We start from the raw sequence: 25,620 nt of genomic DNA on the forward strand, positions 1-25,620 counted from the left end.
CAGGTTACCTATCGCCAGCAGAATTTACACAGCGATACTATGCAAATCAACTCGCAGCTTAATCATATGGACTCCATATTTGACAACACATATCATGCATCGTGCCACTTTCTCTGAAGCATGCCTAACTCAGTTTTTCTGCCGACAAAAGGGCTCAATTGGTCTTGATTGATTTCCAGTCTGCTTCTAACAGTAGAAGCACGATTGATCCGGTAGATCGGTACTGCTTGTGAAATACCTTTAAGATGGTGTACGCCCAGTTCAGCGCTTTCAAAATAACCACGAATGAGTTTGTAGGTATTGCCGCTGACATGCACTGTATTCGGTTCTGCCGTCGACTGTATTCTGGCAGCGAGATTCGGTGTTTGTCCGATAATTAACTTGGATTCCAGTGTATCGGATTTATCTATATCCCCGACGACGACAAGTCCCGTATGAATTCCGATTCTTACTTCCAGCACTACACCAAATTTTTCTTTGGTTTGTTTGCTAATTGATTTTATGGACTGGACAATATTCAGTCCAGCCTTCACGGCACGCCGGGCGTCATCCTCATGCGCCGAGGGATAACCGAAATACGCCAGGACGCCATCACCAAGAAAATTCGCCAGATATCCTTCATAAAGAAAAATGGCGCTTGTGCAAGCATCTTGATAATTCCGGATAATTTCACGAAGGTCTTCCGGATCAAGCTGTTCTGACAGAGAAGTATAGTCGATCATGTCCGAAAAAAGCACGGTCAGCTGCCGACGTTCGGCCTCACTCTTCTCTGAAGATTCGCTGATCTGCACGAGCAGTGACCCGCAATTACTACAGAATCGGGCGCTATTCAAGTTTACAAAACTACATTTTCTGCAGTTCATGCTAGATTATTCTCGGTTCAGATACATGTTTGAGAATCGGATAAAGTAATGGATAATTAGCGATGCTTTGGCTTGATTGATTGGTTAAGTACTATAAGAATCTGGCGACGATACCTACGCCTCAAACGTTCAAGGCTGTTGAAAAAAGATTTGTGTCGCCGCTGCAATATTGAAAGCAATTTTCATAATGCTCATTTTTTTAGCATAAGCCAGTTCAAAGCAAAATCAGGAAAAAACACAAATATTTGTGTTTTTTCCTGATTTTGCTTTGAACTGGCTGCGTCGAATACGTTTTTCAACGGCCTGCTTAGGATTGTCATAATATAGCATTAAGAAAACCCGGGATAAACTCAGTAACTTAACGGGTAGGCCAGTTTCTAAGGATCCAAATGGGGGGGAAAGTGAGCATTGCAGAAAGGGGCCTAATGCCTCCTTATCCTAAAGTCGAAGGAATTGAAATGATAGTGGGGAAGCTCTCTACAGGACTAGAAGGGATCTGCTTTTTTTTGAGTATGTAACTATACTTCACCATCGGGTACTTATTATTCCAGTTATTGCTTAGTTTGGGATAATAAAGACTAGCAGGCATGATCTGATAGTTTAGAGCCTTTATATTTAATCGACGACAAAAGCATGAAGCCGCACGATGAATGGATGTTTTGATAACTCAAATTCACTTGAAGAACAATTTCACACTTTCTTTTTGAATATCAAGGAATTTCATGACCTTTCATCAGTTGATCTTGAAATAGTTATACAATCTTTTCATCAGCAACATTATGCTGCAGACGAAGAGATTGTGCGTTATCACGATCAAACTAACAATGTTTTTTTTATTCTGAAAGGTATTATCCGAATTCAATATTATGCATTATCGGGCGATGAGGTTATTCTGTGTGATTTGCCCGCAGGGGAGATGTTTGGTGAGTTGACGGCTATTGATGGTTTACCACGTTCTGCGACAGCCATTGCTAAAACGGATAGCTTGTTAGCATCCATACCCGACAAGACTTTTTGGGAATTAATTTATGCTTATCCTGCCTTCTGCAATGCTATTTTGAGACGATTGACTGGACAGGTGCGTCGCTTAACTGAACGAGTTTTTGATTTCAGCACACTGGCTGTGCGAAACCGCATCCACGCTGAATTATGGCGCCTGGCAAGGGAACGCATGGTATCACTGAATACTGCCATTATTTCACCTGCACCCACTCATGCTGAATTAGCCTGTTTTGTGAGTACTCATCGTGAAGCAGTAAGCCGGGAGTTGGCCAGCTTGGCTAAAATTAATTTGATAGAGCAGCGAGGCCGTGATCTGCACATACTGGATGTAGCAAAGTTAGCTAAACTAGTCAAAGAAGTGCGGGGTTCTTTGGATTAAACTAAATTGTTTTTTTCTTCTTTTTACTTTTTAACAAGCGCTCAAGTAGTATCTTTTGCTCTAATAATCAAAAGCTAATAAAACCTTTCTGGTAATAAAACTTATTTGATTCTAAAGTTGTTTTCTGGAATTGAGTATAGTCAAATGCCTGATCACTTGATAGAATCCCCATCTTTACAACTTCAAGAATACTATTTATTTTTATATTTTAGGAATATCAATGGCCATCCAAGACTTTCGTCCAGAGAAGAAAATCTCGATCTTTTATCCACCTCAACGTGTTTTGATGGGCCCTGGGCCATCTGATACTCATCCGCGTGTTTTGTCCGCAATGGCGCGTCCCACCTTGGGTCATCTGGATCCAATATTTGTGGACATGATGGAGGAACTGAAAAGTTTGATGCGTTATGCATTTCAGACAACCAATCTGTTAACTTTCCCTGTATCGGGTCCTGGCTCAGTAGGTATGGAAATGTGCTTTGTCAACATGATCGAGCCAGGAGATAAGGTGATTGTTTGCCGTAATGGTGTGTTCGGTGGACGTATGATTGAAAATGTGGAACGCCATGGTGGTGTAGCTGTCGTGGTAGATGACAAGTGGGGGGAGCCCGTTGATCCCCAGAAAGTGGAAGATGCCTTAAAAAAGAATCCTGATACCAAAATTCTGGCGTTTGTTCATGCTGAGACCTCTACCGGCGCACAGTCAGATGGTAAAACCCTTAGTGATCTAGCTAAACGCTATAACTGCTTAACGATCATGGATACAGTAACCTCACTGGGTGGAACACCCATTTATATCGACGGATGGGGAATTGACGCGGTCTATTCCGGTAGCCAGAAATGCTTGTCATGCCCGCCTGGTCTTTCGCCAGTGAGTTTCTCAGAGCGGGTAGTGAACCTGGTAAAAAACCGTAAGCATAAGGTACAAAGCTGGTTCATGGATATCAATTTGCTATTGGGTTACTGGGGATCTTCACGAACCTATCACCATACGGCACCTACTAATTCGTTGTATGGATTGCACGAGGCTTTATTGATGCTGTACGAAGAAGGAGTGGAACATTCCTGGGCGCGGCACCAGCGTAATCATAAGGCGCTAAAAGCTGGTTTGCAAACGATGGGTATCGATTATGTGGTCGCTGAACCCTATCGTCTGCCACAATTGAATGCCGTGCATGTGCCGGTGGGTGTGGATGATAAGGAAGTACGCCGCAGATTGTTAGCTGATTTTAATCTGGAAATCGGTGCCGGCTTAGGAGATTTTGCTGGAAAAGTTTGGCGCTTTGGCTTAATGGGTAATTCCAGTCGAGTAGAAAATGTCATTTTCTGCCTTAATGCCCTGGAAACGGTATTGTCTGATATGGGTATGAAGGTAGAGCGAGGTGCAGCTGAAGTGGCAGCTCATCAAACCTATGCAGCAAATACAATGACAATATAAGTTTTGATTGAAACGACAATCATAAGCTATGCAACCACTTTCTTTTTGCTGGATAGAAGTGGTTGCAATGTGGCGGTAAAGTGAGAGTCAGGCATTATTCCATTTCCAAATCAAACATGACGCGAAAGCGAGTCGCAGACAGTATAAATAACACGACAAGGAGAAGTCGACATAGTCACGTTTGATTTAGAAATGGAATTACTATCCTCTTTTCTAAATTTGACCAGTCAGGAGAGCTTGTTGAACCTTCATTCTACGCCTTGCTCGCCTATCGCCCGTTTTTTCCAGCATAATTCTGCTTCATGAATTCGGGATTTTCTTTTCAATTTGTTGCAGCTCCTTTGTTATCTTTCCTACTGGCACATTTACTCATTTTCTGGTTGGTGAAAGGTAATGTACTCAGGATACTGGATTTTCCAAATAAACGTTCATTACATAGCACTCCAGTTCCTCGGACAGGTGGTATCGGTCTGATTTTCTCGATACTAATTGTATGGTTGCTGTTTTCTGCTTCATTGCCTATTTCAATATGGGTAGGATTTTGCTTGCTTGCGCTCATTTCTTTTGCTGATGATGTGAAGGGTTTATCTGTGCCGGTACGTTTGTTGGTCCATATTATCGTTGCCATCAGCTTTTCTGCCATGTTTTTAGTGGATGGTTACAATGGGGTTATGGTGATAGGAATTGCACTGACAATTATCTGGATGTCCAATCTATACAATTTTATGGATGGTTCTGATGGGCTGGCAGGTGGCATGACGCTCATTGGTTTTGGATATTATGGTGTAACAGCATTACTTGCAGGCAATATGGAATTTGCCATGATTAATTTTTGCATTATGGCTTCTGCTGGAGCTTTCTTACGCTTCAATTTTCATCCAGCCCAAATATTCATGGGAGATGTGGGAGCAGTACCGTTGGGGTTTTTAGCGGCGGCGCTAGGGACGTTAGGTTGGGTTAAGGGATTGTGGTCTTTGTGGCTGCCTTTACTGATATTTTCACCTTTTATAGTCGATGCGACTATAACGCTGGTAAAGCGACTTTTCCGTGGTGAAAGGATTTGGCAAGCACATCGTGAACATTATTACCAGAGAATTGTGCAAAGTGGGTTTGGGCACCGCAATACAGCATTATTGGGATATATGTTGATGTTGATCGTAGGAGGGAGTGCAGTGTGGGCAAGCAACTATGATTTTATCACCCAGAGCTGGTTGACGGTGATGTGGGGTGGTATTTATTTGATTATAATGCTGGCTTTCGATTGGTATCAGCGCTGTTTTACTAAAACACAGGATGATCGCAGGTAAAATTCATAAACGCTCACTCATTGCTTTCATTCATGATTTTATTGCAGTGATCGTAGCATGGTGGTTTGCTTATTTATTTCGCTTCAATTTTGAAATCCCTGCTGATTTCCAAGCCTCACTCAAGGAAAATTTAGTCTGGATTACACCAATTCAAGCGGCTATTTTCTATTCATTTGGCCTTTATCGTGGATTATGGCGCTATGCCAGTTTGCCAGATTTAAAACGGATCTTGGTAACCGTTACCCTCGGGGCAGTGCTTGTCCCATTTGTAATATTCATGCTGAAACTGCCTGTCCAGGTGCCGCGTGCAGTGATATTTCTTACACCATTACTCTTGCTTCTAATCATGGGAGGAAGTCGCATTCTGTATCGATCTTGGAAAGAGCGACGATTTTACAGCTTAAAGAATTCGGAACGTAAATCAGTCATTGTACTGGGGACAGGAAGTACAGCTATTAATCTGGTAAAAGAACTGGATCGTAGTCCTGATTGGCAGGTAGCAGGTTTGTTGGGGGGTAGTCCCAAAAAATTAGGGGCCCGTCTACACGGTATTCGGGTGTTAGGGATGATCAGTGAATTACCTGCATGGGTGGCAAAATTAAGTGTGGGTTATGTCATTATTGCCATGCCATCAGCTTCTCAGAGTGAGCGGCGCCAGGCGCTTGAAATGTGCGCAGATCTGGGTGTCAAGGCACTGACGATCCCATCCTATGCTGACCTTGTCAGCGGCAAAATGACCGTGTCGCAAATCCGCGATGTTGAGCTGGACGATTTACTTGGCCGTGCTCCTGTGGTACTCGATACTGAAGGCTTGCATGATCTGCTGACCGGAAAGACGATACTCATTACAGGTGCAGGTGGTTCGATAGGTTCTGAACTGTGCCGGCAAATTATGGCGTTTAACCCTAGGCAGCTTGTCTTGTTTGAATTGAACGAATTTGCGCTCTACACCATTCAAGAAGAATTCCTCATCAAGTTTCCGGCTATTTCTATCGCTTTTGTGATCGGAGATGTGAAGGATCGCGCAAGATTATCGCAAGTATTTGAGAAATATCAACCCACAGTGGTATTCCATGCTGCGGCCTATAAACATGTGCCTTTAATGGAAAATGAAAATGCCTGGCAGGCCATGCTGAATAATGTCATGGGAACCTATGCGCTGGCAGAAGTAGCCATCGAACATGCTGTAGAAAAATTTGTGCTAATTTCAACCGACAAGGCTGTGAATCCTACCAATGTAATGGGTGCCAGCAAGCGATTGGCTGAAATGGTTTGTCAGGCGCTACAGCAATCAGTGTGGCATGCTGAGACGCATGTTGCATCATCTAAAACTTGTTTTGTCATTGTGCGGTTCGGTAATGTTTTAGGAAGTACAGGTAGTGTAATTCCTAAATTTAGGGAGCAAATCGCAAAAGGTGGTCCCATTACGGTGACACACCCCGAGATTTCCCGCTATTTCATGTCTATCCAGGAAGCAGCACAACTGGTTTTACAAGCGGGCTTGATGGGTGGTGTGAAAGGTGGCGGAGAAATTTTTGTTATGGATATGGGCGATCCTGTCAGAATCGTAGATTTGGCCAAAGATATGATCCGCTTGTCTGGTCTGACTGAAGAAGATATCAAGATTATCTATACTGGGTTGCGTCCAGGTGAAAAGCTGCATGAAGAACTGGCGACAGAAAATGAAAGTACTTTGCCGACCCAACATGAGAAACTTCGCATTACGCTGTCGTACCAAGTTGATGAGCAATGGCTTGCATCGCTCATAGCCTGGTTTGCTAAGCAACCGGCGCTAAAGGACGAAGAAATCAAAGAGGCCTTAGTGAAATGGGTACCTGAGTATTCGAATAAAAGAATAAGTGATCAGAGCTTATTAGAGCAGGTAGCAACTTTAAATACACCCTGATAAGCAGAGCAGGGGGTTAACCAAATTTATATTTCGGTTCCGTCTGAAGCCCAGGATATCCAAGCATATATTTCCTTGAAAGTATTTTAGTGCTTGATTTTATTCTAATTTATAGACTGAACTGAACTTGTATCCTTAAAATATTCTAAGCAGTATATAGAGGTATTCACTATCTTTATATTATTTATAATTCCTGTGGATAACTTTGTGAATAAATTGTAAATATTATTATTAAGATAATTATTTGTAATAATATTTTTTAATTTGATTAAATTTTATATATAAAAATAAGTTTTTTAATCAATAAGTTATAATTTTGTTAAATATTGGGTATAAATTTAAATTGAAATAAATCACTTTTAAAAGAAAATGTGGATTATTTTATAATGTCAAGAGAATTTCTGATTTAAATGAATGATTCTCTATTTAATATATTGAAATTAAATGTTTTCATATTGCAATTTATATGTGGCAGTAAGTGAATAAAGCATTCTTAATCATCATTTATGCTTAATATTCAGAATCTTACTTATTTACAAAATGGGCTGCCGCTTCTACAGGAAGTTAATTTACAGGTATTTGCCAATCAGCGCGTAGGTCTTGTTGGCAGAAATGGCTGCGGAAAATCTACACTGTTTCGTTTGATTCGTGGGGAAATACATCCTGACAAGGGTGAAATCATTCTTCAAGCTGGAAAAACGATTGCTTTTGTTGAGCAAGAAATTATCAGTTCTCATCAATCTGCATTGGAGTTTGTGCTTGATGGCGATGTTGAGCTGAGACAATTAGAGCAAACTCTGGTGCGTGAAGTGCATGATTCCGGTTGGTTTGAGGCACAGCAACGCTATGAGGCGATCGATGGCTACGGAGCGCGTGCGCGCGCTGCCCAATTGCTGAATGGACTAGGTTTTGCAAATGATGCTTTGGAACGAGCCGTTAATCAATTTTCAGGTGGGTGGCGAATGCGCTTGAATTTGGCTCGCGCATTGATGCATCGAGCTGATTTACTACTCTTGGATGAGCCAACCAATCATCTTGATCTGGAGGCCATTCTTTGGCTAGAACAGTATCTGACTCGTTACCCCGGTAGCTTAATTGTAGTTTCGCACGACCGTGAATTTTTAAATACATGTGTGAATCGCATTGCACATATTCATAACCGGATCATTGATAGTTATGGTGGTAATTACGATGATTTTGAACGCACTCGTGCTGAACGTATCGCCCAACAGACCCAGGCTTTCCAACAGCAGCAGAGGTATATTGCCCATATGGAAGATTTTGTGCGGCGTTTTCGGGCCAAGGCCACCAAGGCTAAACAGGCACAAAGCCGGATTAAGGCGCTTGAGCGGTTGGCACGGATCGTGCCTCTTCATGTAGATGATGGTCATTATCAGTTACAGCTCAATGCGCCTGAGCGAGGTCCTGATGTGTTGCTGAAAGTGGAAGACATGGGTTTTGGTTATGGTGGTCAGATGCTATTCCAGCATGTCAATTTATTCTTGCGAGCAGGGATGCGTATTGCGCTCATGGGACCGAATGGCGCTGGCAAATCAACGCTAATCAAATTGTTGATAGCTGAACTTAAGCCTGGTGTAGGACGAGTAGAAATCGCATCAGATATCCGCATTGGTTATTTTGCTCAGCATCAGCTCGAGAAACTGGAAGGATCGATGACACCGTTACAGCACCTTCAGCAACTCGCTCCCAAGGAAACAACGTTGACATTACGCGCTTTCCTCGGTCGATTTGGGTTAGCGGCTGACAGCGAGGGTCGTCCGGTGATGACTTTTTCCGGTGGCGAGAAAAGTCGCCTGGCACTGGCTTTACTAGCTTGGCAACGACCGCACTTACTGTTGCTAGATGAACCCACCAACCACCTTGATTTGGACATGCGTGATGCACTCATGTTGGCGTTGGAAGAATATACCGGCAGTGTAATCTTGGTATCACATGATCGTAGTTTGATTCGTGCAGTGGCGGATGAATTTTGGTTGGTTGCAGATGGTCAGGTTCAGCTATTTGATGGTGATTTGGAAGATTATAAAAACTGGATTGAGAATCAGCGTGCACACGAAGCTATTAAACTCAAGCCAGAGAAAGTTACTCAACCAAAAGCTTCTAAACTAAATAAAAAAGCACTTCTTTCCAAACAAACCAAGCTTGAGGGGACATTGTCCATTGCACAAACAGAGTTAGCTGCAATCCATCACCAGTTAGCTGATCCAGCTACTTATACGAACCGTGCCCATGAGGAAATCAACCAACTCAATCATATCCGTACTGAACTAGAAAGAAAGATTGCTGAGCTGGAAGAAAGCTGGTTGGAGCTGGAAGCAGCAATGGAAGAATGCAGATAAATCTGATTTACGAGGTTATTAAATAAAAGTAACTATTTTCTAGTATTTGACACGCACCCGATAGGCTAGCGTGGCTTCGCTCTCGGCTGGAACAGGTATTTTCCATTCAACCATGCCAGCGGATAGTTTAGTGTAAGGCGATGATTCAGATAACATGGTCCAGTCTCCCGGAATAGGTTCCCGTACTTGTACCGTCACTGCTTCTTTCTTGGCGTTTCTTAGTGTGATTTGATAAGCCGTTTCAACGATGCTGCTATGATGTGGCTCGCCAGAGATTTGTTGAAAGTCGGTTTGTAGCTTATCAGCGGTAATATCAAAGGCATTACCCAGGTTGAGACGAATCAACTCATTTTGAGGTGTATGATCGATCTGATCTTCACCGATAAATTGATTGTTTCCCTGGATATCTTTTTTGTAGACTCGAATAATTCCTTTCGGTAGTGGTATTCCCAGACTTTCGCCTTTATTAACAAAACTGATGAATACGTTAGTTTTTAGTTTCTGGCTGATTGTATCGTATTTCCCCGAGTAATAATAATCCGCACCTTGCAGGACAAATTCCTTGCTGACAGGAATATAAGTCGCGGACATAAGGGCAACCTGCTTGGTCTGGTTTTCAGCAAGTGTTATAGGGTGCGGCAGTGTATAGAGATGATATTCAAAGAGGGCTTCTTTCTTCATTTGCACACTATCAGCCACTTCTCGCGCGAGTGTCATCATTTTCCTGGATATATGCTGTTCAGGGAGGATTCGATGGACATCGCCTGCCACTAGTTGCACTCTGGCATTATGATAGGTTATACCACTTTGATTGGTTAATGTTACCAAGCCATTGAGATCAAGCTGATTCTCATCTGCATTTAGAGCAGCTATATAGTCGGTATACCAGGATAAGCCGGACGTAAGATAGGAAAGCTCAAGATCATGCTTGCCTTGGGATGGGCTGATCAGTGAAATGAGTAATGTAGGTCTGTCACGCAGATTCTCAGGTATACCAGGGAAAACGATTCGTCCAGGTACGCTACTTTCAACACGGTCATTAAATTTTAGGATAGTTCCTTCGTTAGTCGAAAGTACTGTGGCCATTTCACTCGTCTCAGAACCGGTTGCAGGGTTAGTACGTATAACGATCACTTCTTTACCTGAGTACTTTTCCAGTAGTTTTCCAGGAGTGAGTACATCGAAATCAAAATACTGCTCCAGTAAGTGAAATCCTGAAGAATAAGTAAGGTTGCGTAATAGCCCGGTTTCAGGGCGTATCTGCGCAGAGACTTCACGCCAGGCCAACTTGTTGAGAGCTTGATCCAGTATAACGCTACGCGAGTCTTTTATTAATGCTAAATTCTCATTATAAATGGTAACGACGACGTTCTTCTGGTCCTGGGAGGAGGTAACTCTTTCGTTTGTCGTTGCGGCTGCATAACTTATAGGAATAGGAATGCTCGTCATTGCTATTGCAAGTATTACGCAGCAGGCTTCTTCATACCAATGTCTTTTGTCTGCTGCTAAATGTATCTTGCTCAGCCATTCCATCATCATAGTTTACTTTTGGATTAGAAAAATAGTATTTACTTTCTTATCATTACTTTAGTTATTTCAACATGCTCACTGATGTCTGTCGAGTCTTTGTATTCGGTTTCAGGTGTTCCTGCCATTCATTCCGCACTATAACGGCTTGTTTATTAGTTCGATTTGAGGGAGGGGTTTAGTCAATAGCTTGTTCTCAGTTAACTACTTTTTTAAGTGATTTCCATACCGCCTTCTTTGTATGATAGCTTTATAATATGTTGAATTTATTTTCTGGATAAGTATAAGGATGACCAGAACGCTCAATATACTGCTGGTAGGATATTTAGCTGAAGATGCTGAGCATATCTGTAGGATGCTCAGGGTAGGTGGTTTATGCTTCAATTCAGAATGTGTCAATACCATTGATGCCTTTCCGAGGGTGCTAGCCGGATGTTCATGGGATGTCGTTTTGTGTGATGATACAATGTCTGAATTGGGTGCTGAGCGGGTATTATCTCATCTTGCTACGCATCATTTAGCTATTTCAGTGATCGTCGTATCCAGCCATGGAAGTGATGATTCAACAGCCTATTTTGTGGAAGCAGGTGCTCAGGATTTCATTTTAATGAACTGTTGCATGGCAAGACTGGTGCCAGCGATACAACGCAGTCTGAAGCAAATGGAGACGCTTCAGCACATTCGTGAAACGCAGCTTGCGTTGCAGAAAAGCGAAGCGCACTTTCGTGCAATTGCTTCCAATTTGCCCGGGCTGGTATTTCAGTTTTTATTGAATCAGGATGGCTCTAAAAGCTTTTCTTATGTGAGCGAAGGATCTGTGATGCTGTTAGGAATTTCACCAACAGCGTTAATAGAGCAGCCGGATTTATTTACCGACCTGATTTTACCTGAAGATAAGGTTTCTTATAATGAACTCATGCAGGCATCGGCCAAGCATTTTTCTACCTGGAATTGGGAGGGACGCATTCAAGTTAAAGGTGATCCAGATATTAAGTGGGTCAGCTTGCGTGCAACACCACGTCGGTCACACAATGATGGTGTTCTATGGGATGGAATAGTTATGAACATTTCACGCAATAAGCTGGCAGAAATTGAGATTGCACGCTCGCATGCGCGGTTGGCTGAGCTTACTTCTTATTTACAGAAAGTCAAGGAGCATGAGCGTGCAAGGATTGCACGAGAAATTCACGATGATATTGGCGGAACCTTGACAGCGATCAAATGTGAGCTATTACTCTGTATGGACGCAAAACCGAGGAAACCTGATTTTTATCAGCAGAAAGCGGCCTCGATTGAAGAATTGGTCGACTATGTTATTGATAGCACGCGTCGAATAGCAATGGATCTACGACCAGGTATCCTGGATTTTGGGATCGTAGCTGCAATTCAGTGGCAAGCAAGGGAATTTAGCAAACGCACAGAAATTTCTTGTCAGTTTTATTGTGATAGTGAAGATATTCCCCTGGATGCAGATTTAGCCATTGCTATTTTCCGTATTTTTCAGGAAATATTGACCAATATTTCTAAACATGCTGGTGCATTGAACGTCAGAGTCAAGCTGTTTGAGAGAGAGGGGTGGATATTCCTGGAGGCCACTGATAATGGACGTGGAATTAGGGAGTCAGATATAAACAAACCAGGATCTTTTGGAATACGTGGGATCCGGGAACGTTGTCAACAATTGGGCGGAGATCTTTATGTTAACGGGATACCCGAAAAGGAAACTTGTGTGATAATCCAGATTCCAGTTAATAGTAAAGAGCAGTAAACTTTATAAGCCGTATCAAGTATTGAATAATAATAGGCAAAGGAGGGTGGAATGATACGTGTGATGATTGCTGATGATCACGCCATCGTACGTCAGGGTTTGAAGCAGATCCTAAGTGAGACGGATGATATTAGTGTAGCCGGTGAAGCAGAAACCGGGTTTGGGGCAATCACAATCGCACGCCAGCAAGTTTTTGATGTGATGCTGCTGGATATCTCATTACCTGACAGAAATGGTATTGAGGTGCTCAAACAGATTAAAAAAGATCAACCTAACTTCACGATATTAATGCTTAGCATGCATAACGAAAGTGAATTTGCGATACGCGCAATTAAGGCCGGTGCGGCCGGTTATTTGAGTAAACAAAGTGCGCCAATGCAACTGGTGACAGCGATTCGTCAGGTTGCAGCGGGGCGCAAGTATATAACTCCATCCCTTGCGCAGGAGCTGGCTAACGCAATTACATTAGATACTGAACAACCATTACATACGAGCTTATCTGATCGGGAATATCAGACATTGTGCTTAATTGCAGCAGGTAAGTCACTCTCGGAAATTTCTACCACTATGTGCTTGAGCCCAAAAACGGTCAGTGTTTATCGTGCTCGCCTCATGGAAAAGCTTAAACTGACGAATAATTCTGAATTGGTACGTTACGCGATCAAGCACAATCTGGTCGACTAGTCTGGGAGTCTGTAATCCGGTAGTTTGCTAGCACCGCAAGCTACTCTGTAAAGGTTACGGCATTCATTCCTTTGGGTGCCTACCTCACCCCAGTGTTTCACTTAATTTGTCCTGTCAAGGATCTGTAACTGTTTTTACTTTTGACTGAGGTCGGAGTAAATTTAAAACAAAGCAAGATTTCCGTTTCAATTTCATTTAATGAATGATACTGAATTTGCTAGTCTACAGACCATGGTAGATTATCCTGTGACGGCTTTTCCTTTCTAATTAATCAGTGTGCTTGGGCTTGTCAGGAATAATCATCCTATTCGTGGTGTTATCAATGGGAGGTCACATTATCATGCAAACTTTGAGTGAAAAGGGATTAAGACTGGTTAAGTCAACCGAAGTTGGAGAGGAAAACGAAGTAAGTGAAGAAAGTAGCAAATCGTTGCTAACCATTGATGAATATTATCAGCACGCTGAGCAGTATGCTCGGGAGATCAGGAAAACTCATGATGTTAATGAAATAATTAGAATTCTGGATGCTGTATTGTCTGAAACCAGGGATTTGCATCAAAGCGATGAGATGTCCAATACGCGGCAAGAAGTCTCTGATGCTGAGCAGAAAATTGAATCTCTGAAACATGAACTGGCACTCATCAGAGAGTTGGTACATACCGACCAGATGACTGGCTTGTTTAACCGGCGTGGATTGGATGAACATTTTATACGTGAGACTGCTCGTGCTGATCGGAGCAAAAATCCCTTATGCGTGATACTGATCGATCTCGATAACTTTAAGGAAATTAATGAGACTTATGGTTATCCATTCGGTGACAATGTTCTGATCTCTTTCGCGAGAATGATGATGAATGCGTTGCGTCCAACCGATGTGGTTGCCCGTTATGGTGGTGAAGAGTTTGTTATCTTGTTGCCCGATACTGAGATCGATGAGGCGGTGCGCGTGATACAGCGATTGCAGCGTACTTTAGCTAACAGACCTATACTAAATGCAGATAATCAACCGGTATCGATCTCTTTTAGTGGCGGGGTGGCATTACGTCAAGCCGATGAGCATCAGCATGCGGTGATTAAGCGGGCTGATGAAGCGTTATCACGCGCAAAAAACATCGGATCATCCCAGATAGAAGTTGCTCCATGATTTCTATCATCCTGGCGCGGACTTGCTCTGATAGTCACTATATCGTTTAATGCGGCACATTCTCGATTGGTATGAATTGAGCGCTCAGCGCTCATATGCCAATATGGGGGCAAGCCATCTTTCCGCTTCATCAATCGTCCAGCCTTTTCTGCTGGCGTAATCTTCTACTTGATCTTTGCCAATTTTACCTACGGCGAAATAAGTAGATTCCGGATGTGAGAAATAAAAACCGGATACGGCCGCGGTTGGGACCATGGCATAAGATTCGGTGATGATGATACCTACTCGTTTCTCAGCTTCGAGTAAGGCAAACAAAGGCCCTTTTTCGGTATGATCGGGACAGGCTGGGTAGCCCGGGGCGGGACGAATTCCCTGGTATTCTTCATTAATGAGTTGTTCGTTGGTGAGTGTTTCATCCTTGCCATAACCCCAGAATTCTCGCCGCACGCGTGCATGCATGTGTTCGGCAAATGCTTCAGCCAGGCGATCAGCCAATGCTTTCAGTATAATGGCACTATAATCATCATTGGCAGCTTCGAAAGCTTTTATTCGCTCATCGATGCCAAAGCCAGAACTGACTGCGAATAATCCAATCGTATCGATGACGCCACTTTCTTTAGGCGCAATAAAATCTGCTAAACAGAGGTTAGGACGCCCTGCGGGTTTGACCGTTTGCTGCCGTAAGGTGTGATAGGTCATCAGCACCTTGGTACGGGATTTATCCGAATAAATCTCGACATCGTCATGATTGACTGAATTGGCGGGGAAGAGTCCGATGACAGCATTGGCTGTGAGCCATTTTTGTTCAATGATTTTCTTCAGCATGTTCTGCGCATCGTGAAATAGATTGCTGGCAGCTTCGCCAACCACTTCATCTTCCAGAATGGCTGGATAGCGTCCTGATAGTTCCCATGCCTGAAAAAAGGGTGTCCAATCAATGTAAGGAACCAATGCTTCTAGAGGATAGTTCTTTAAGGTGCGAATACCCACGAAGCCTGGCTCAGAGGGCGTGTAATGCTGCCAATCTATTTTCAATGCATTTGCACGTGCTTCAGCAAGGGATAATAATTGCGAAGGCCCTTTTTTGCTTTTTTGCTGCGCGCGGATTTTTTCTTGTTCTGCCTTGATTTCCTGCTTATACGCGATATGCTGATCTCGGGACATTAATTGGCTGCATACGCCAACAGCCCGGCTTGCATCAGGCACCCACACCGTAACTCCACTATAGTGTGGTGCAATTTTAACGGAAGTATGCACGCGCGAAGTCGTGGCACCCCCAATGAGAAGAGGAATAGTAAAACCTTCCCGCTCCATTTCTTTGGCTACATGCGCCATTTCTTCGAGAGAAGGTGTGATCAAGCCAGATAAGCCGATAATATCAGCTTTTTCGTTGCGCGCTGTTTCCAGGATTTGTGAACTGGGCACCATTACGCCCATGTTGATGACTTCATAGTTATTGCACTGGAGGACGACTGTAACGATATTTTTGCCGATGTCATGGACATCGCCTTTTACCGTGGCAACAACGATTTTTCCCTTGGGTTTAGCGTCACCGGAAATTTTTTTCTCAGCTTCGATGTAGGGAAGAAGGTATGCAACTGCCTGTTTCATGACGCGTGCAGATTTGACTACCTGCGGCAGAAACATTTTCCCGGCGCCAAACAGGTCGCCTACCACATTCATACCATCCATCAGGGGGCCTTCGATTACTTCTATCGGTCGTCCCCCTTTACTTTCTATCTCCTGCCGGATGATTTCAGTATCTTCCTCAACATAGGTACCGATCCCTCTGACGAGAGCATGCGTTAATCGTTGGCGGATAGGTTCGTTACGCCAGGCGAGATCTTCAACTTGTTCTTTTTTCTGTCCTTTGAAATTTTCGGCAAATTCAACCAGACGCTCGGTTGCATCTGGGCGGCGGTTAAGCAGAACGTCTTCAACCCGCTCAAGTAAATCTTTGGGAATATCAGAATATACGCCTAATTGACCTGCATTGACGATACCCATAGTCATGCCAGCCTGGATGGCATGGTAAAGAAACGCGGTATGAATGGCTTCTCTGATCGGCTCGTTGCCACGAAAGGAAAAGGAAACATTGGAAACGCCGCCACTGATCTTGGCATAAGGCAAGGTTTGTTTGATGGCGCGGATGGCTTCAATGAAATCCAGCGCATAGTTATTATGTTCTTCAATGCCGGTTGCCACCGCAAAAATATTTGGATCGAAAATAATATCCTCTGGTGGGAAGCTAACTTTGTCGACTAATACACGGTAACAACGCGTACAGATCTCAACTTTGCGCGCTAATGTGTCAGCTTGCCCCTTTTCATCAAAGGCCATCACGATGACTGCTGCACCATAGCGGCGCGCAAGCTTGGCGTAGTAAATGAATTCTTCCTCACCTTCTTTTAAGCTGATGGAATTGATAATGGCTTTACCTTGAATACATTGTAGACCAGCTTCAATCACTGACCATTTACTGGAATCGATCATGATGGGTACGCGACAGATATCCGGCTCCGCTGCAATCAAGTTGAGGAAGGTAACCATGGCTTTTTGTGAATCCAACATGGCTTCATCCATATTGATATCAATGACTTGCGCGCCATTTTCGACTTGGTTGCGCGCAATACTTAATGCTTCCGCATAATTGTCGTTGAGTATCAGACGGGCAAAGGCCTTTGATCCGGTCACGTTGGTACGCTCGCCCACATTTACGAATAGTGAGTCATCACTCACATTAAGTGGTTCCAGGCCAGACAAGCAGAGTTTCTTGGGTATATCCGGAATTTTTCGTGGTGCAATATCCTCTACTGCCTCAGCGATGGCTTTAATGTGGTCAGGTGTCGTGCCACAGCAGCCACCCACAATATTAACGAAACCCGATTGGGCAAATTCCTTGATCAGACTTGCAGTATATTCGGGTGATTCATCATAACCCGTTTCAGACAATGGATTCGGTAAACCGGCGTTGGGGTGAGCGCTGGTATATACCCCAGCCACATTGGAGAGTTCTTCAACATAAGGACGCATCAATTCGGCACCCAATGCACAGTTAATGCCCACTGACAAGGGTTGAGCATGTCTGACCGAATTCCAGAATGCTTCTGGTGTTTGTCCAGAAAGATTACGCCCGGAAGCATCGGTAATCGTTACCGAAATCATTACAGGCAGGCGAATATTATTTTTGTCAAAGTATTGCTCAATCGCAAATAATGCTGCTTTAGCATTCAGTGTGTCGAAAATGGTTTCCACCAGCAGAATGTCGGCACCTCCTTCAACTAACCCCTGTATGGATTGCGAGTAATCCGTCACAAGCTGTTGGAAAGTGATTGAACGGAAACCGGGATCATTCACATCCGGTGAAATAGAAGCCGTTTTGGTCGTCGGTCCGATGACCCCTGCAACAAAGCGAGGTTTGTTCGGTGTTTTAGCTTCCATCGCAAGCGCTTCTTCACGCGCTAATTTTGCTGCTGCAAAATTCAATTCATATACCAACTCTTGCATATGGTAATCAGCCATCGAAGGGGCATTGGAGTTGAATGTATTGGTTTCAATGATATCGGCACCAGCTTCCAGGTAACCCCTATGAATCGAACGAATGATTTGGGGTTGCGTCAGCGTTAACAAATCATTGTTGCCTTTAAGATCATGAGGAAAGTCTGCAAAACGGCCCCCTCGATAATCAGTTTCGCTCAATTTGTAGCTTTGGATCATTGTTCCCATCGCACCGTCTAAAAGCAGGATGCGACGAGCAAGTAGGTTTTCCAATAAAGCGGTGCGAAGATGAGTCATGATGGAATGATGTTTCTGTTAAATACAAAATGGCTGATTATACCCTATGGTTCCTGCAACATGGCTTGGGGAAGTGACTATTAGCCCTTTAACTTCTCTGCAGCTCGCTTTGCGAGAGGGTAATAGGTAGTTTTCTTCACCTTATTCCATTTCTAAATCAAACCTGACTGTATCGGCTCTCCTTGCCGTATTATTTATACTGTCTGCGGTTCGCCTTCGCGTCATGCTTGATTTGGAAATAGAATTATTGTGAAGAGAATAATGGATAGAGCGGTGGCAGTTAGTAATCCATTGCGCTTAGCACACTGTTATCAACATAAAGCTTGATATTGATTTCACTATTTGTTGCAAAAGTTTCAAGATCCCTAAAGAAAAGCAGTTATTTTTTTATCCCGGTCAACAGCACCCAGTCTTCTTTTTTATCGGCAATATCCATTTCAAACCATTGCCGGTAAGTATCGATGACTTCGCCAGCCTGCTCCTTGAGAATACCAGAGAGTGCTATATAGCCACCTTTGCGTAAGGCATTCATCAATATGGGAGCTAACATAATTAATGGGTTAGCCAGGATATTTGCGACTACCTTATCAATTAGTCTATGCTCTTTTGTATTGGTTCGGGATAAATCTAATGTTGTGGAAAATAGTATTCTTTCCGGATCGCAACGATTGAGTACTGCATTGTCGCGACTTGCTTCAATAGCATTGGCATCAATATCAATACCTAATACGTTACTTGCGCCCAGCTTTAGTGCAGCAATTGCCAGTATACCCGAGCCACATCCGTAATCGAGTACAGTTTCACCAGATAGCACATTCCTGTCTAACCAGGAGAGGCAAAGTTGAGTAGTGGGATGGCTGCCAGTACCAAAAGCTCGTCCTGGATCAAGAATCAGATTGATTGCTGTTGGATCAGGGGGATGATGCCAGGTTGGAACAATCCATAATCGTGATGATATTTTGATTGGGTCAAACTGTGCTTGCGTCAATTTGACCCAGTCTTGCTCTTCCAGGCGAGATAAACGGTACTCAGGCTGAGTTGCAAGCTGCAGTGCTTCTGTGACCATTTGCATAATGATTGGAATATCTGCATTTTGCTCGAATAATGCGGTGACTTCAGTCTTTGCCCAGATTTCGCCCGTGAGTTCGCCTGGCTCATCAAACAAAGGTTGCTCTTGTTCGGTACCGGCGGCAGCATCATGGATATCAACGGATAATGCACCTAGCTCGAATAGTGTGTCACTTAAAATTTCAACATGCACCGCGTTGACTTCAATGGTAAGTGATACCCAAGACATTTTAACCTAAAAACCGTAGTTGGACGGAGTGGAGCGTGTGGTGATCCAGATGCGAGGCAAGGCGCGATGAGGCCGCAGGGTCGTTCCCTGCAACGAAGAGCAACGCCGCATTCGCGCATGGAGCGACATATGATGCACCTCGTAGCGGCCTCACCATTCTAGTGAATGAGAAAATTTCGAGAATGCCTCTATATGTCATGGGCCTAACTCTCTAATCAAGCAGTCAACTGCAGTTTTTAGGTTTAACTGTGGGTGACTTCAATAAGATCGTTTAACCATTTTCCTTAGTTGCTTTATTATGCAAAGCAAGCTTGTGTTCCAGATAATGAATCGAAACACCACCATTAAGGAAATTGGTATCGGATAACAGATCAAGGTGTAGGGGAATATTCGTTCTGATACCGTCAACCACCATTTCTGAAAGTGCAATACGCATTCTGGCGATGGTTTGATCCCGATCATCTCCATAAGCGATGATTTTGCCAATCATGGAATCATAATAAGGAGGCACCATATAGTTATGGTAAACATGAGAATCAACCCGAATACCCGGACCGCCGGGGGCATGATACTGAGTAATACGACCTGCCGATGGTGTTAGCTTATAGGGATCTTCGGCATTAATGCGGCATTCAATGGCATGTCCTTTGATCACGATATCTTTTTGCCGTAATGCGAGTTTTTCTCCTGCAGCAACACGAATCTGGGCTTGAACGAGATCAATGCCGGTAACCGCTTCTGTCACTGGATGTTCTACCTGTAAGCGTGTATTCATTTCAATGAAATAGAATTCATTGTTTTCATAAAGAAACTCAAAAGTTCCAACACCACGATAATTGATACGACGACAGGCTTCCGTGCAGCGCTCGCCAATCTTATCCCGCAGTCGTGCAGGAATATTTGTTGCTGGAGCTTCTTCAAGAATTTTTTGATGGCGACGTTGCATGGAGCAATCCCGTTCACCTAGATGAACAGCATTGCCGTAGTCGTCGACCAATACCTGAAATTCAATATGCCGAGGGTTTTCTAGATATTTTTCTGCATATACGGTTGGATTACCGAAGGCTGTTTGAGCTTCATTCCGCGTTGTGATGATTGCATTGGAGAGGGCAGCTTCCGTGTGTACTACGCGCATACCTCGCCCTCCACCACCACCAGCAGCTTTGATAATAATGGGATAGCCTATCGCTTTAGCGATTTTCTTGATTTCCTCTATCGATTCCGGTAATGCACCATCTGAGCCAGGAACACAGGGAACACCTGCTTGCCTCATGGCATTTTTTGCACTGACTTTATCACCCATTAATCGTATAGTTTCCGGGCGTGGTCCTATGAAGACAAAGCCACTTTTTTCTACTCTTTCAGCAAAATCGGCATTTTCTGAGAGGAAACCATAACCTGGATGAATGGCTTCGGCATCCGTTACTTCTGCCGCACTGATAATAGCCGGTATATTGAGATAGCTCTGGCTGGATGGGGCAGGGCCGATACATACGGATTCATCAGCAAGTTTGACATACTTGGCTTCAGCATCGGCCTCAGAATGAACTGCAACGGTTTTAATTCCCATGGCACGGCATGCCCGTTGGATACGCAAGGCAATTTCGCCACGATTGGCAATAAGTATTTTCTCAAACATATTTGAGGTGAAATCTGGAAGGCTAAGTCAAAAGAGTGGATGATTGAAAAATTACCCGATTACAAATAAAGGCTCACCATATTCAACTGGCTGTCCATTTTCAAGCAAAATGGCTTTGATGACACCAGCTTGATCGGCTTCTATTTCATTAAGAAGTTTCATTGCTTCAATAATGCATAAGGTATCACCCACTTTAACAGTCTGCCCGGTTTCTACAAAAGGTTTTGCCCCAGGTGCGGAAGCACGATAAAAAGTACCTACCATCGGTGATTTTACAATATGCCCTTCCGGTAAACTTGGTTTGGTTTCTGTTTCCGTTGAAACAGCCCCGGTTGCATTGGTCGGCACACTTACTGTTGGGGCAGCACCAGCTTGGTAAAATTGAGGCATGACTGCATAATTCTGCGATGAGTAGCCAGATTTGTTGATGCGAACTTTCTCTTCACCTTCAGTAATTTCTAACTCAGTGATATTATATTCTTCAACTAATTCAATTAGTTTCTTTAGCTTTCTTAGATCCATATACAGCCTCCCGGAAACATCCCGTTCACGAGTAATCTCGAATTAAACCTGAAACATGATCTATCGTTAAGGTTTGCAAGATTTAGTTTAAAAACAAAATAGAATTTATGTTCTTTGCTAACAAAGTGATCCATCAATGCGTATTTGAATAAGTGGCGGCGGCATATTACTACATATTATTAATTCATTGTATTATTTATTATTCTTTATCGTTAGCCTTGTGTAGACTTTGGATTGATGCTTGATCAAAGCATATGCTAGTCATTAAAAGATTTAGCTGGAAACTATTGTTCACATAAAGCAAACTGTAATGCCAGTTCATAGCCTTTTGCCCCTAAGCCACTGATTACACCGATTGCAAGATCAGAGAAATATGATTTCTGACGAAATGCCTCGCGCGCATAGATATTAGAAAGATGTATTTCAATAAAAGGCAATCCTGTTGCGGCCAAAGCATCACGTAAAGCAATGCTGGTATGAGTCAAACCTGCTGGGTTGATTATGATGAAATCGGTTTCATCATGCATTGCTTGTTGTACCCGATTTATTAATTCACCTTCACTATTGCTTTGAAAAGCTTCTAGTCTTACTTCAGCTGCCAGCGATATTGCAGATAATTTTCTGTTAATATCGTCTAAAGTCGTTTTGCCATAGATTTCCGGCTCCCGTCTACCCAGAAGGTTCAAGTTTGGTCCATGGATAACCAGAATATTTTTAGCCGATATATTTCTAAATGTCATTATAAAATTATGGCTTTTTTTGCTGAAAATGTACAGATTTTTGAGGACAATCAGGGAATTTAAACGAAATTATTGAGAAATTATTTTGTTCAATTATTTAATCTGATAATTCCTGGATTTTATTGTTAATATATTTAGTTACTAAAAAACTTATAATTGCTCGCAGCTTCTTAAACCTCTATAATCCGGCGTTTGTCAGCAATTCAAAACGCTGTTGTAGCTCAGTTGGTAGAGCAACTGATTCGTAATCAGTAGGTCGGAGGTTCGACTCCTCTCAACAGCACCAAAAATCAACAACTTAGCACATCTACTGATTACTTTTTACTTCGATTGTGTCAAATTTGTGCTATTCAGTACTTCATCCACGACACGTGCATGCTGAGAAAATTGCTCAGGCGCAAGGTGAGCATAACGCCTCACCATCTCCGCAGATTCCCATGCACCCATTTCCTGGATGACATTGAGCGGCACGCCATTCTGGGCTAACCAACTTGCCCAGGTATGCCGCAAATCATGCCAGCGAAAATCCTCGATGCCTGCACGTTTCAATGCTTTATACCAGGCTTTGGTATTAACCTGGGTGATCGGCTTTCCCTTGTAGCTGAATACTGCCTTGGGGTGCTTGCCGATCTGTTTGGTTAATACCGCTATGGCTGTCGCATTGAGCGTGACGTGAATCGGTTTTCCTGCTTTGGCCTGATCGCCGTGTATCCATGCCACATTGCGTTGCAAATCCACTTGCGACCATTCCAGTTTTGTCACATTTGACCGCCTCAACCCTGTTGCAAGCGAGAACTTGACGATATCCGCCAAATGTTCCGGCAATTCCTGCAACAGCAAATTTGCTTGCTCTGGGCTCAGGTAACGCACGCGCCGTTTTGCTTCACGGTACAGCTTGATTACTGGCGGCTTGTCGATCCATTCCCAATCAAGGGCAGCTCGTCGCAGGATAGAGCGAATGAGTGCCAGCAAACGATTAGCGGTAGCAAAACTCGTTTCCTGCAGCTTTAATTCTCCTATCCTGGCGATGGCATCCCGCGTAAGTTCATCCAGATACCGGCCTCTAAAGAACTGTTGGAGCCAGCTAATTTTGGCCACATCATCATGATGTGTCTTTTTATGCTGCGTTTCCATCAGCCATTTATAGGCCGCTTCATCCCAGGTACGTTTCGGTTTTTCTCCCAGTTTGGCAACCCGCCATGATTCCGCTTTCAGCTTGTCGTGGAGTTCCTGCGCCTGGATGCGGTCTTCTGTTGCAGCAGAGCGTCTAACACGTTCGCCGCTGGGTGTGGTGAAGCTGATCCACCACGTTTTTCCACGTTTAAAGAGTGACATAATGTTTTCTCCGTATGTCCCACTTGCAACGCTTGCCGGGGAGTAGGATATAACGAGCGCATAAAGGCAGCAAGATCATCTTCAATAAAAGCCCATCGTTTGCCTAATTTTGCGCCTGGGATGATGCCAGACTTGGCACGACGTCTTACTTCTTCAGGATGCAGCTTCAGGAATAGGGCGGCTTCTTCCAGGTTGAGTGTTTTCATACGCCATCCGAAGCCTTCTGATAATCAGCAGCAGCTTTGTTAATCTTCAACTGCTCTTGCTCTTCCTCAGAACCATTCAATAGGGTGTTGAATTCCTTGGCGCGTAAACGCACTTTTTCCAGAATATAGCCTTCTCCGGTTAAGCCCATGAAGAAGCCACGCTCATGGAAATACTTGAACAGGTCTAACACATAACGATCCAGACCTTCATCAAAGTCAGTCATGCCATGCTTGGCCATATAGGAAGCAATCGAGCTGGCTCCTAAGGAAAATATCCGGTTATCGTCAGGCAATCGTGTTGCTTTGAATGATCTGGATAACGGCCCTCCATTGCTTTCCCAATCAATGGAAGAGATATAGCCCCATAGGGGATGAATCGGCCAGCGTGAACGCGTCTGATCGTCAGAATTAGGGATCGTCAAACGCAGCCATTCAGTCGAAGCGTAGCTCCACAAGCCATTTAAATTAGCTAATACACTATCCAGGCTGATCAAGCCATGCTCATTCAGTACATCACGCATCAACTGAAATTCAATACGCCAGACTGGATCACCTTCCTGCCAACCAGCTTCTTTCCACACTGGGATAAGATCAGTTCTGCCACTGGTATGAATTTCCAATAATTTGTTATATAAACGACAGGAAATCTTGCCGCCCATGCCAATTGACCAACCTGTAAATGCTTCATTGATTGCATGCGTATCAATCTTTTTGCCGCGTGTGACCCATGCTTCACGATGCCAGGATTCCATGTTTTCAGAGGAAACAAAATCAGCACATAGATCAATGCGGCTAACATGGGCATGACCGTTCAAGCTACCTAATTCATTCAAGATATGACGCAGGTGTTTTTCTGCCTCATCAGGCGCCATACTGCATAAATAGCGAGAGGACAGCTTCACGTAGGCCATGGGGGTTTTCTTGCTGGTTCTGGATAGACTGATACGAAATGCGCCATCTTCCATGACATAAGGAAATATTGACGACCCTTTATCCTTGACCTCAAAGATATGACCAGCAATGGCATATTGTGCTTGTGCTTGCTGATCTATTTCTGGATGTTGCGCCAGTTGCTTAAGCTCGGCCAAACGCTCTTTGACTTCAGGAAATAATTCACCCTGATAGGATAGATAGAGACTATCCACACCAAACCTTAACAGCTTGAAGTACTTCCTATTGCAGTTATAGGGTACTGTGTTACTACGAATCGTACCCTCTGAGGATATATTTGACGATGGGGATACTTCTATCGAAGTATCGTCCACTTCGCCAATGCAACGCACCGCCTCGCGTTCGCTCGTTGTGCGTTGCATTGGCTCGGTGGATTTAATTGATTCTTTGTATTTCTCTAGCATATTGTGCTCCTATAAAAAAATGAAAGGAGCGCCAATAATCTTGCACAGCCAAAAATAAAAAAATTAGATTGTGTTAATTAGGATGATAAAGAATCCATCCTAATTATTTGCTATTATCATTCAATGGATTAACACTAATTAGGACGATAATTTAGGTGAATTCTTTGTTCTGCATCCAGATTTATGATTGGTTGCAAGGTCAGCAATATGCTTATGAATAGTATTAGGCTTAAGCCCAGAGGCCTTTAAATGTTTAGTTGTAAGAATTTCTAGCGTTGTTTACAGTATTGTGGAGAATACTGTAAATGAACATGCACAAACATATAAGACTTACGCCACTTGATCGTCAGGAG

At 43.5% G+C, this 25,620-nt stretch carries 19 protein-coding genes and 1 tRNA gene; 9 read left to right on the forward strand and 11 right to left on the reverse strand.

Features of this window, described 5'->3' with window-relative positions; all coding sequences use genetic code 11:
* Positions 1–92 precede the first annotated feature (92 nt).
* Entirely contained in the window at positions 93–791 is a 699-nt protein-coding gene (locus tag BLV54_RS10070) for an adenylate/guanylate cyclase domain-containing protein (protein ID WP_176969737.1), read from the reverse strand.
* Positions 792–1,509: 718 nt separating this feature from the next.
* On the opposite strand from BLV54_RS10070, the gene BLV54_RS10075 reads away from it, so the two are divergent.
* The 5 genes from BLV54_RS10075 (at position 1,510) to BLV54_RS10095 (ending at position 9,255) form a co-directional block, all read left to right on the forward strand.
* Positions 1,510–2,244, forward strand: a complete 735-nt coding sequence (locus tag BLV54_RS10075) for a Crp/Fnr family transcriptional regulator (protein ID WP_090571319.1) — start codon at positions 1,510–1,512, stop codon at positions 2,242–2,244.
* A 220-nt stretch (positions 2,245–2,464) separates the two neighbouring features.
* Complete coding sequence (locus tag BLV54_RS10080) at positions 2,465–3,682, forward strand: pyridoxal-phosphate-dependent aminotransferase family protein (RefSeq protein ID WP_090571321.1); 1,218 nt, start codon at positions 2,465–2,467, stop codon at positions 3,680–3,682.
* 302 nt (positions 3,683–3,984) lie between these two features.
* Positions 3,985–4,989 carry an MraY family glycosyltransferase gene (locus BLV54_RS10085; RefSeq protein ID WP_090571323.1) on the forward strand — a complete coding sequence of 335 codons (1,005 nt, stop codon included), beginning with the start codon at positions 3,985–3,987 and terminating at the stop codon, positions 4,987–4,989.
* Complete coding sequence (locus BLV54_RS10090) at positions 4,976–6,895, forward strand: polysaccharide biosynthesis protein (protein ID WP_090571324.1); 1,920 nt, start codon at positions 4,976–4,978, stop codon at positions 6,893–6,895. The genes BLV54_RS10085 and BLV54_RS10090 overlap by 14 nt, the downstream gene beginning before the upstream one ends.
* 506 nt (positions 6,896–7,401) lie before the next feature.
* Positions 7,402–9,255, forward strand: coding sequence for an ABC-F family ATP-binding cassette domain-containing protein (locus BLV54_RS10095; protein ID WP_090571327.1), 1,854 nt, complete (start codon positions 7,402–7,404; stop codon positions 9,253–9,255).
* 39 nt (positions 9,256–9,294) lie between these two features.
* Here BLV54_RS10095 and BLV54_RS10100 read toward each other — a convergent pair whose 3' ends face one another.
* A complete protein-coding gene (locus BLV54_RS10100; protein ID WP_090571347.1) occupies positions 9,295–10,704 on the reverse strand; it encodes a DUF4139 domain-containing protein in 1,410 nt (469 codons plus the stop codon).
* 367 nt (positions 10,705–11,071) lie between these two features.
* Between BLV54_RS10100 and BLV54_RS10105 the strand changes: the two genes are divergently transcribed.
* The 3 genes from BLV54_RS10105 to BLV54_RS10115 all read left to right on the forward strand — a co-directional run bounded on the left by BLV54_RS10105 (position 11,072) and on the right by BLV54_RS10115 (position 14,378).
* Positions 11,072–12,550, forward strand: a complete 1,479-nt coding sequence (locus BLV54_RS10105) for a hybrid sensor histidine kinase/response regulator (protein ID WP_090571329.1) — start codon at positions 11,072–11,074, stop codon at positions 12,548–12,550.
* Positions 12,551–12,601: 51 nt separating this feature from the next.
* Entirely contained in the window at positions 12,602–13,234 is a 633-nt protein-coding gene (locus BLV54_RS10110) for a response regulator (RefSeq protein WP_090571331.1), read from the forward strand.
* 340 nt (positions 13,235–13,574) lie between these two features.
* On the forward strand, positions 13,575–14,378 hold the full coding sequence (locus BLV54_RS10115) for a GGDEF domain-containing protein (protein WP_090571349.1): 804 nt from the start codon (positions 13,575–13,577) through the stop codon (positions 14,376–14,378).
* Between the two features lie 84 nt (positions 14,379–14,462).
* Here the strand turns inward: BLV54_RS10115 and metH are convergent, their stop codons facing one another.
* The 6 genes from metH to aroQ form a co-directional block, all read right to left on the reverse strand.
* Entirely contained in the window at positions 14,463–18,173 is a 3,711-nt protein-coding gene (metH, locus tag BLV54_RS10120) for a methionine synthase (RefSeq protein WP_090571333.1), read from the reverse strand.
* Between the two features lie 379 nt (positions 18,174–18,552).
* The gene (prmA, locus tag BLV54_RS10125) at positions 18,553–19,470 is read right to left on the reverse strand and encodes a 50S ribosomal protein L11 methyltransferase (RefSeq protein WP_090571335.1); all 918 of its coding nucleotides are present in this window, start codon (positions 19,468–19,470) and stop codon (positions 18,553–18,555) included.
* Position 19,471: 1 nt separating this feature from the next.
* Complete coding sequence (locus BLV54_RS15600; protein WP_143032479.1) at positions 19,472–19,669, reverse strand: hypothetical protein; 198 nt, start codon at positions 19,667–19,669, stop codon at positions 19,472–19,474.
* Positions 19,670–19,741: 72 nt separating this feature from the next.
* The gene (gene accC / locus BLV54_RS10130) at positions 19,742–21,109 is read right to left on the reverse strand and encodes an acetyl-CoA carboxylase biotin carboxylase subunit (RefSeq protein ID WP_090571337.1); all 1,368 of its coding nucleotides are present in this window, start codon (positions 21,107–21,109) and stop codon (positions 19,742–19,744) included.
* A 51-nt stretch (positions 21,110–21,160) separates the two neighbouring features.
* Positions 21,161–21,631 carry an acetyl-CoA carboxylase biotin carboxyl carrier protein gene (gene accB, locus BLV54_RS10135; RefSeq protein ID WP_090571339.1) on the reverse strand — a complete coding sequence of 157 codons (471 nt, stop codon included), beginning with the start codon at positions 21,629–21,631 and terminating at the stop codon, positions 21,161–21,163.
* Between the two features lie 284 nt (positions 21,632–21,915).
* The gene (gene aroQ, locus BLV54_RS10140; RefSeq protein ID WP_090571341.1) at positions 21,916–22,371 is read right to left on the reverse strand and encodes a type II 3-dehydroquinate dehydratase; all 456 of its coding nucleotides are present in this window, start codon (positions 22,369–22,371) and stop codon (positions 21,916–21,918) included.
* Between the two features lie 210 nt (positions 22,372–22,581).
* Between aroQ and BLV54_RS10145 the strand changes: the two genes are divergently transcribed.
* Positions 22,582–22,657 (forward strand) — tRNA-Thr (locus tag BLV54_RS10145).
* Between the two features lie 35 nt (positions 22,658–22,692).
* Here BLV54_RS10145 and BLV54_RS10150 read toward each other — a convergent pair.
* From BLV54_RS10150 to BLV54_RS10160, 3 genes are read right to left on the reverse strand one after another with little or no spacing between them, the layout of a single operon-like run.
* Positions 22,693–23,673: a tyrosine-type recombinase/integrase gene (locus BLV54_RS10150; protein WP_256329371.1), complete on the reverse strand. Its 981-nt coding sequence runs from the start codon at positions 23,671–23,673 to the stop codon at positions 22,693–22,695.
* Positions 23,583–23,912 carry a helix-turn-helix domain-containing protein gene (locus tag BLV54_RS16905; protein ID WP_143032480.1) on the reverse strand — a complete coding sequence of 110 codons (330 nt, stop codon included), beginning with the start codon at positions 23,910–23,912 and terminating at the stop codon, positions 23,583–23,585. The genes BLV54_RS10150 and BLV54_RS16905 overlap by 91 nt, the downstream gene beginning before the upstream one ends.
* Positions 23,909–25,267, reverse strand: coding sequence for a replication initiation factor (locus tag BLV54_RS10160; RefSeq protein ID WP_090571345.1), 1,359 nt, complete (start codon positions 25,265–25,267; stop codon positions 23,909–23,911). Before BLV54_RS10160 ends, BLV54_RS16905 begins: the two co-directional genes overlap by 4 nt.
* Positions 25,268–25,620 lie beyond the last annotated feature (353 nt).

Origin of the sequence: Nitrosomonas sp. Nm33, from assembly GCF_900107265.1 — a bacterium.
GTDB lineage: Bacteria > Pseudomonadota > Gammaproteobacteria > Burkholderiales > Nitrosomonadaceae > Nitrosomonas.

Coding starts and splice junctions, on each gene's coding strand:
- BLV54_RS10075 (WP_090571319.1), top strand. CDS start 1,510: ATGAATGGATGTTTTGATAACTCAAATTCACTTGAAGAACAATTTCAC.
- BLV54_RS10080 (WP_090571321.1), top strand. CDS start 2,465: ATGGCCATCCAAGACTTTCGTCCAGAGAAGAAAATCTCGATCTTTTAT.
- BLV54_RS10085 (WP_090571323.1), top strand. CDS start 3,985: ATGAATTCGGGATTTTCTTTTCAATTTGTTGCAGCTCCTTTGTTATCT.
- BLV54_RS10090 (WP_090571324.1), top strand. CDS start 4,976: ATGATCGCAGGTAAAATTCATAAACGCTCACTCATTGCTTTCATTCAT.
- BLV54_RS10095 (WP_090571327.1), top strand. CDS start 7,402: ATGCTTAATATTCAGAATCTTACTTATTTACAAAATGGGCTGCCGCTT.
- BLV54_RS10100 (WP_090571347.1), bottom strand. CDS start 10,704: ATGACGAGCATTCCTATTCCTATAAGTTATGCAGCCGCAACGACAAAC.
- BLV54_RS10105 (WP_090571329.1), top strand. CDS start 11,072: ATGACCAGAACGCTCAATATACTGCTGGTAGGATATTTAGCTGAAGAT.
- BLV54_RS10110 (WP_090571331.1), top strand. CDS start 12,602: ATGATACGTGTGATGATTGCTGATGATCACGCCATCGTACGTCAGGGT.
- BLV54_RS10115 (WP_090571349.1), top strand. CDS start 13,575: ATGCAAACTTTGAGTGAAAAGGGATTAAGACTGGTTAAGTCAACCGAA.
- metH (WP_090571333.1), bottom strand. CDS start 18,173: ATGACTCATCTTCGCACCGCTTTATTGGAAAACCTACTTGCTCGTCGC.
- prmA (WP_090571335.1), bottom strand. CDS start 19,470: ATGTCTTGGGTATCACTTACCATTGAAGTCAACGCGGTGCATGTTGAA.
- BLV54_RS15600 (WP_143032479.1), bottom strand. CDS start 19,669: ATGACATATAGAGGCATTCTCGAAATTTTCTCATTCACTAGAATGGTG.
- accC (WP_090571337.1), bottom strand. CDS start 21,109: ATGTTTGAGAAAATACTTATTGCCAATCGTGGCGAAATTGCCTTGCGT.
- accB (WP_090571339.1), bottom strand. CDS start 21,631: ATGGATCTAAGAAAGCTAAAGAAACTAATTGAATTAGTTGAAGAATAT.
- aroQ (WP_090571341.1), bottom strand. CDS start 22,371: ATGACATTTAGAAATATATCGGCTAAAAATATTCTGGTTATCCATGGA.
- BLV54_RS16905 (WP_143032480.1), bottom strand. CDS start 23,912: ATGAAAACACTCAACCTGGAAGAAGCCGCCCTATTCCTGAAGCTGCAT.
- BLV54_RS10160 (WP_090571345.1), bottom strand. CDS start 25,267: ATGCTAGAGAAATACAAAGAATCAATTAAATCCACCGAGCCAATGCAA.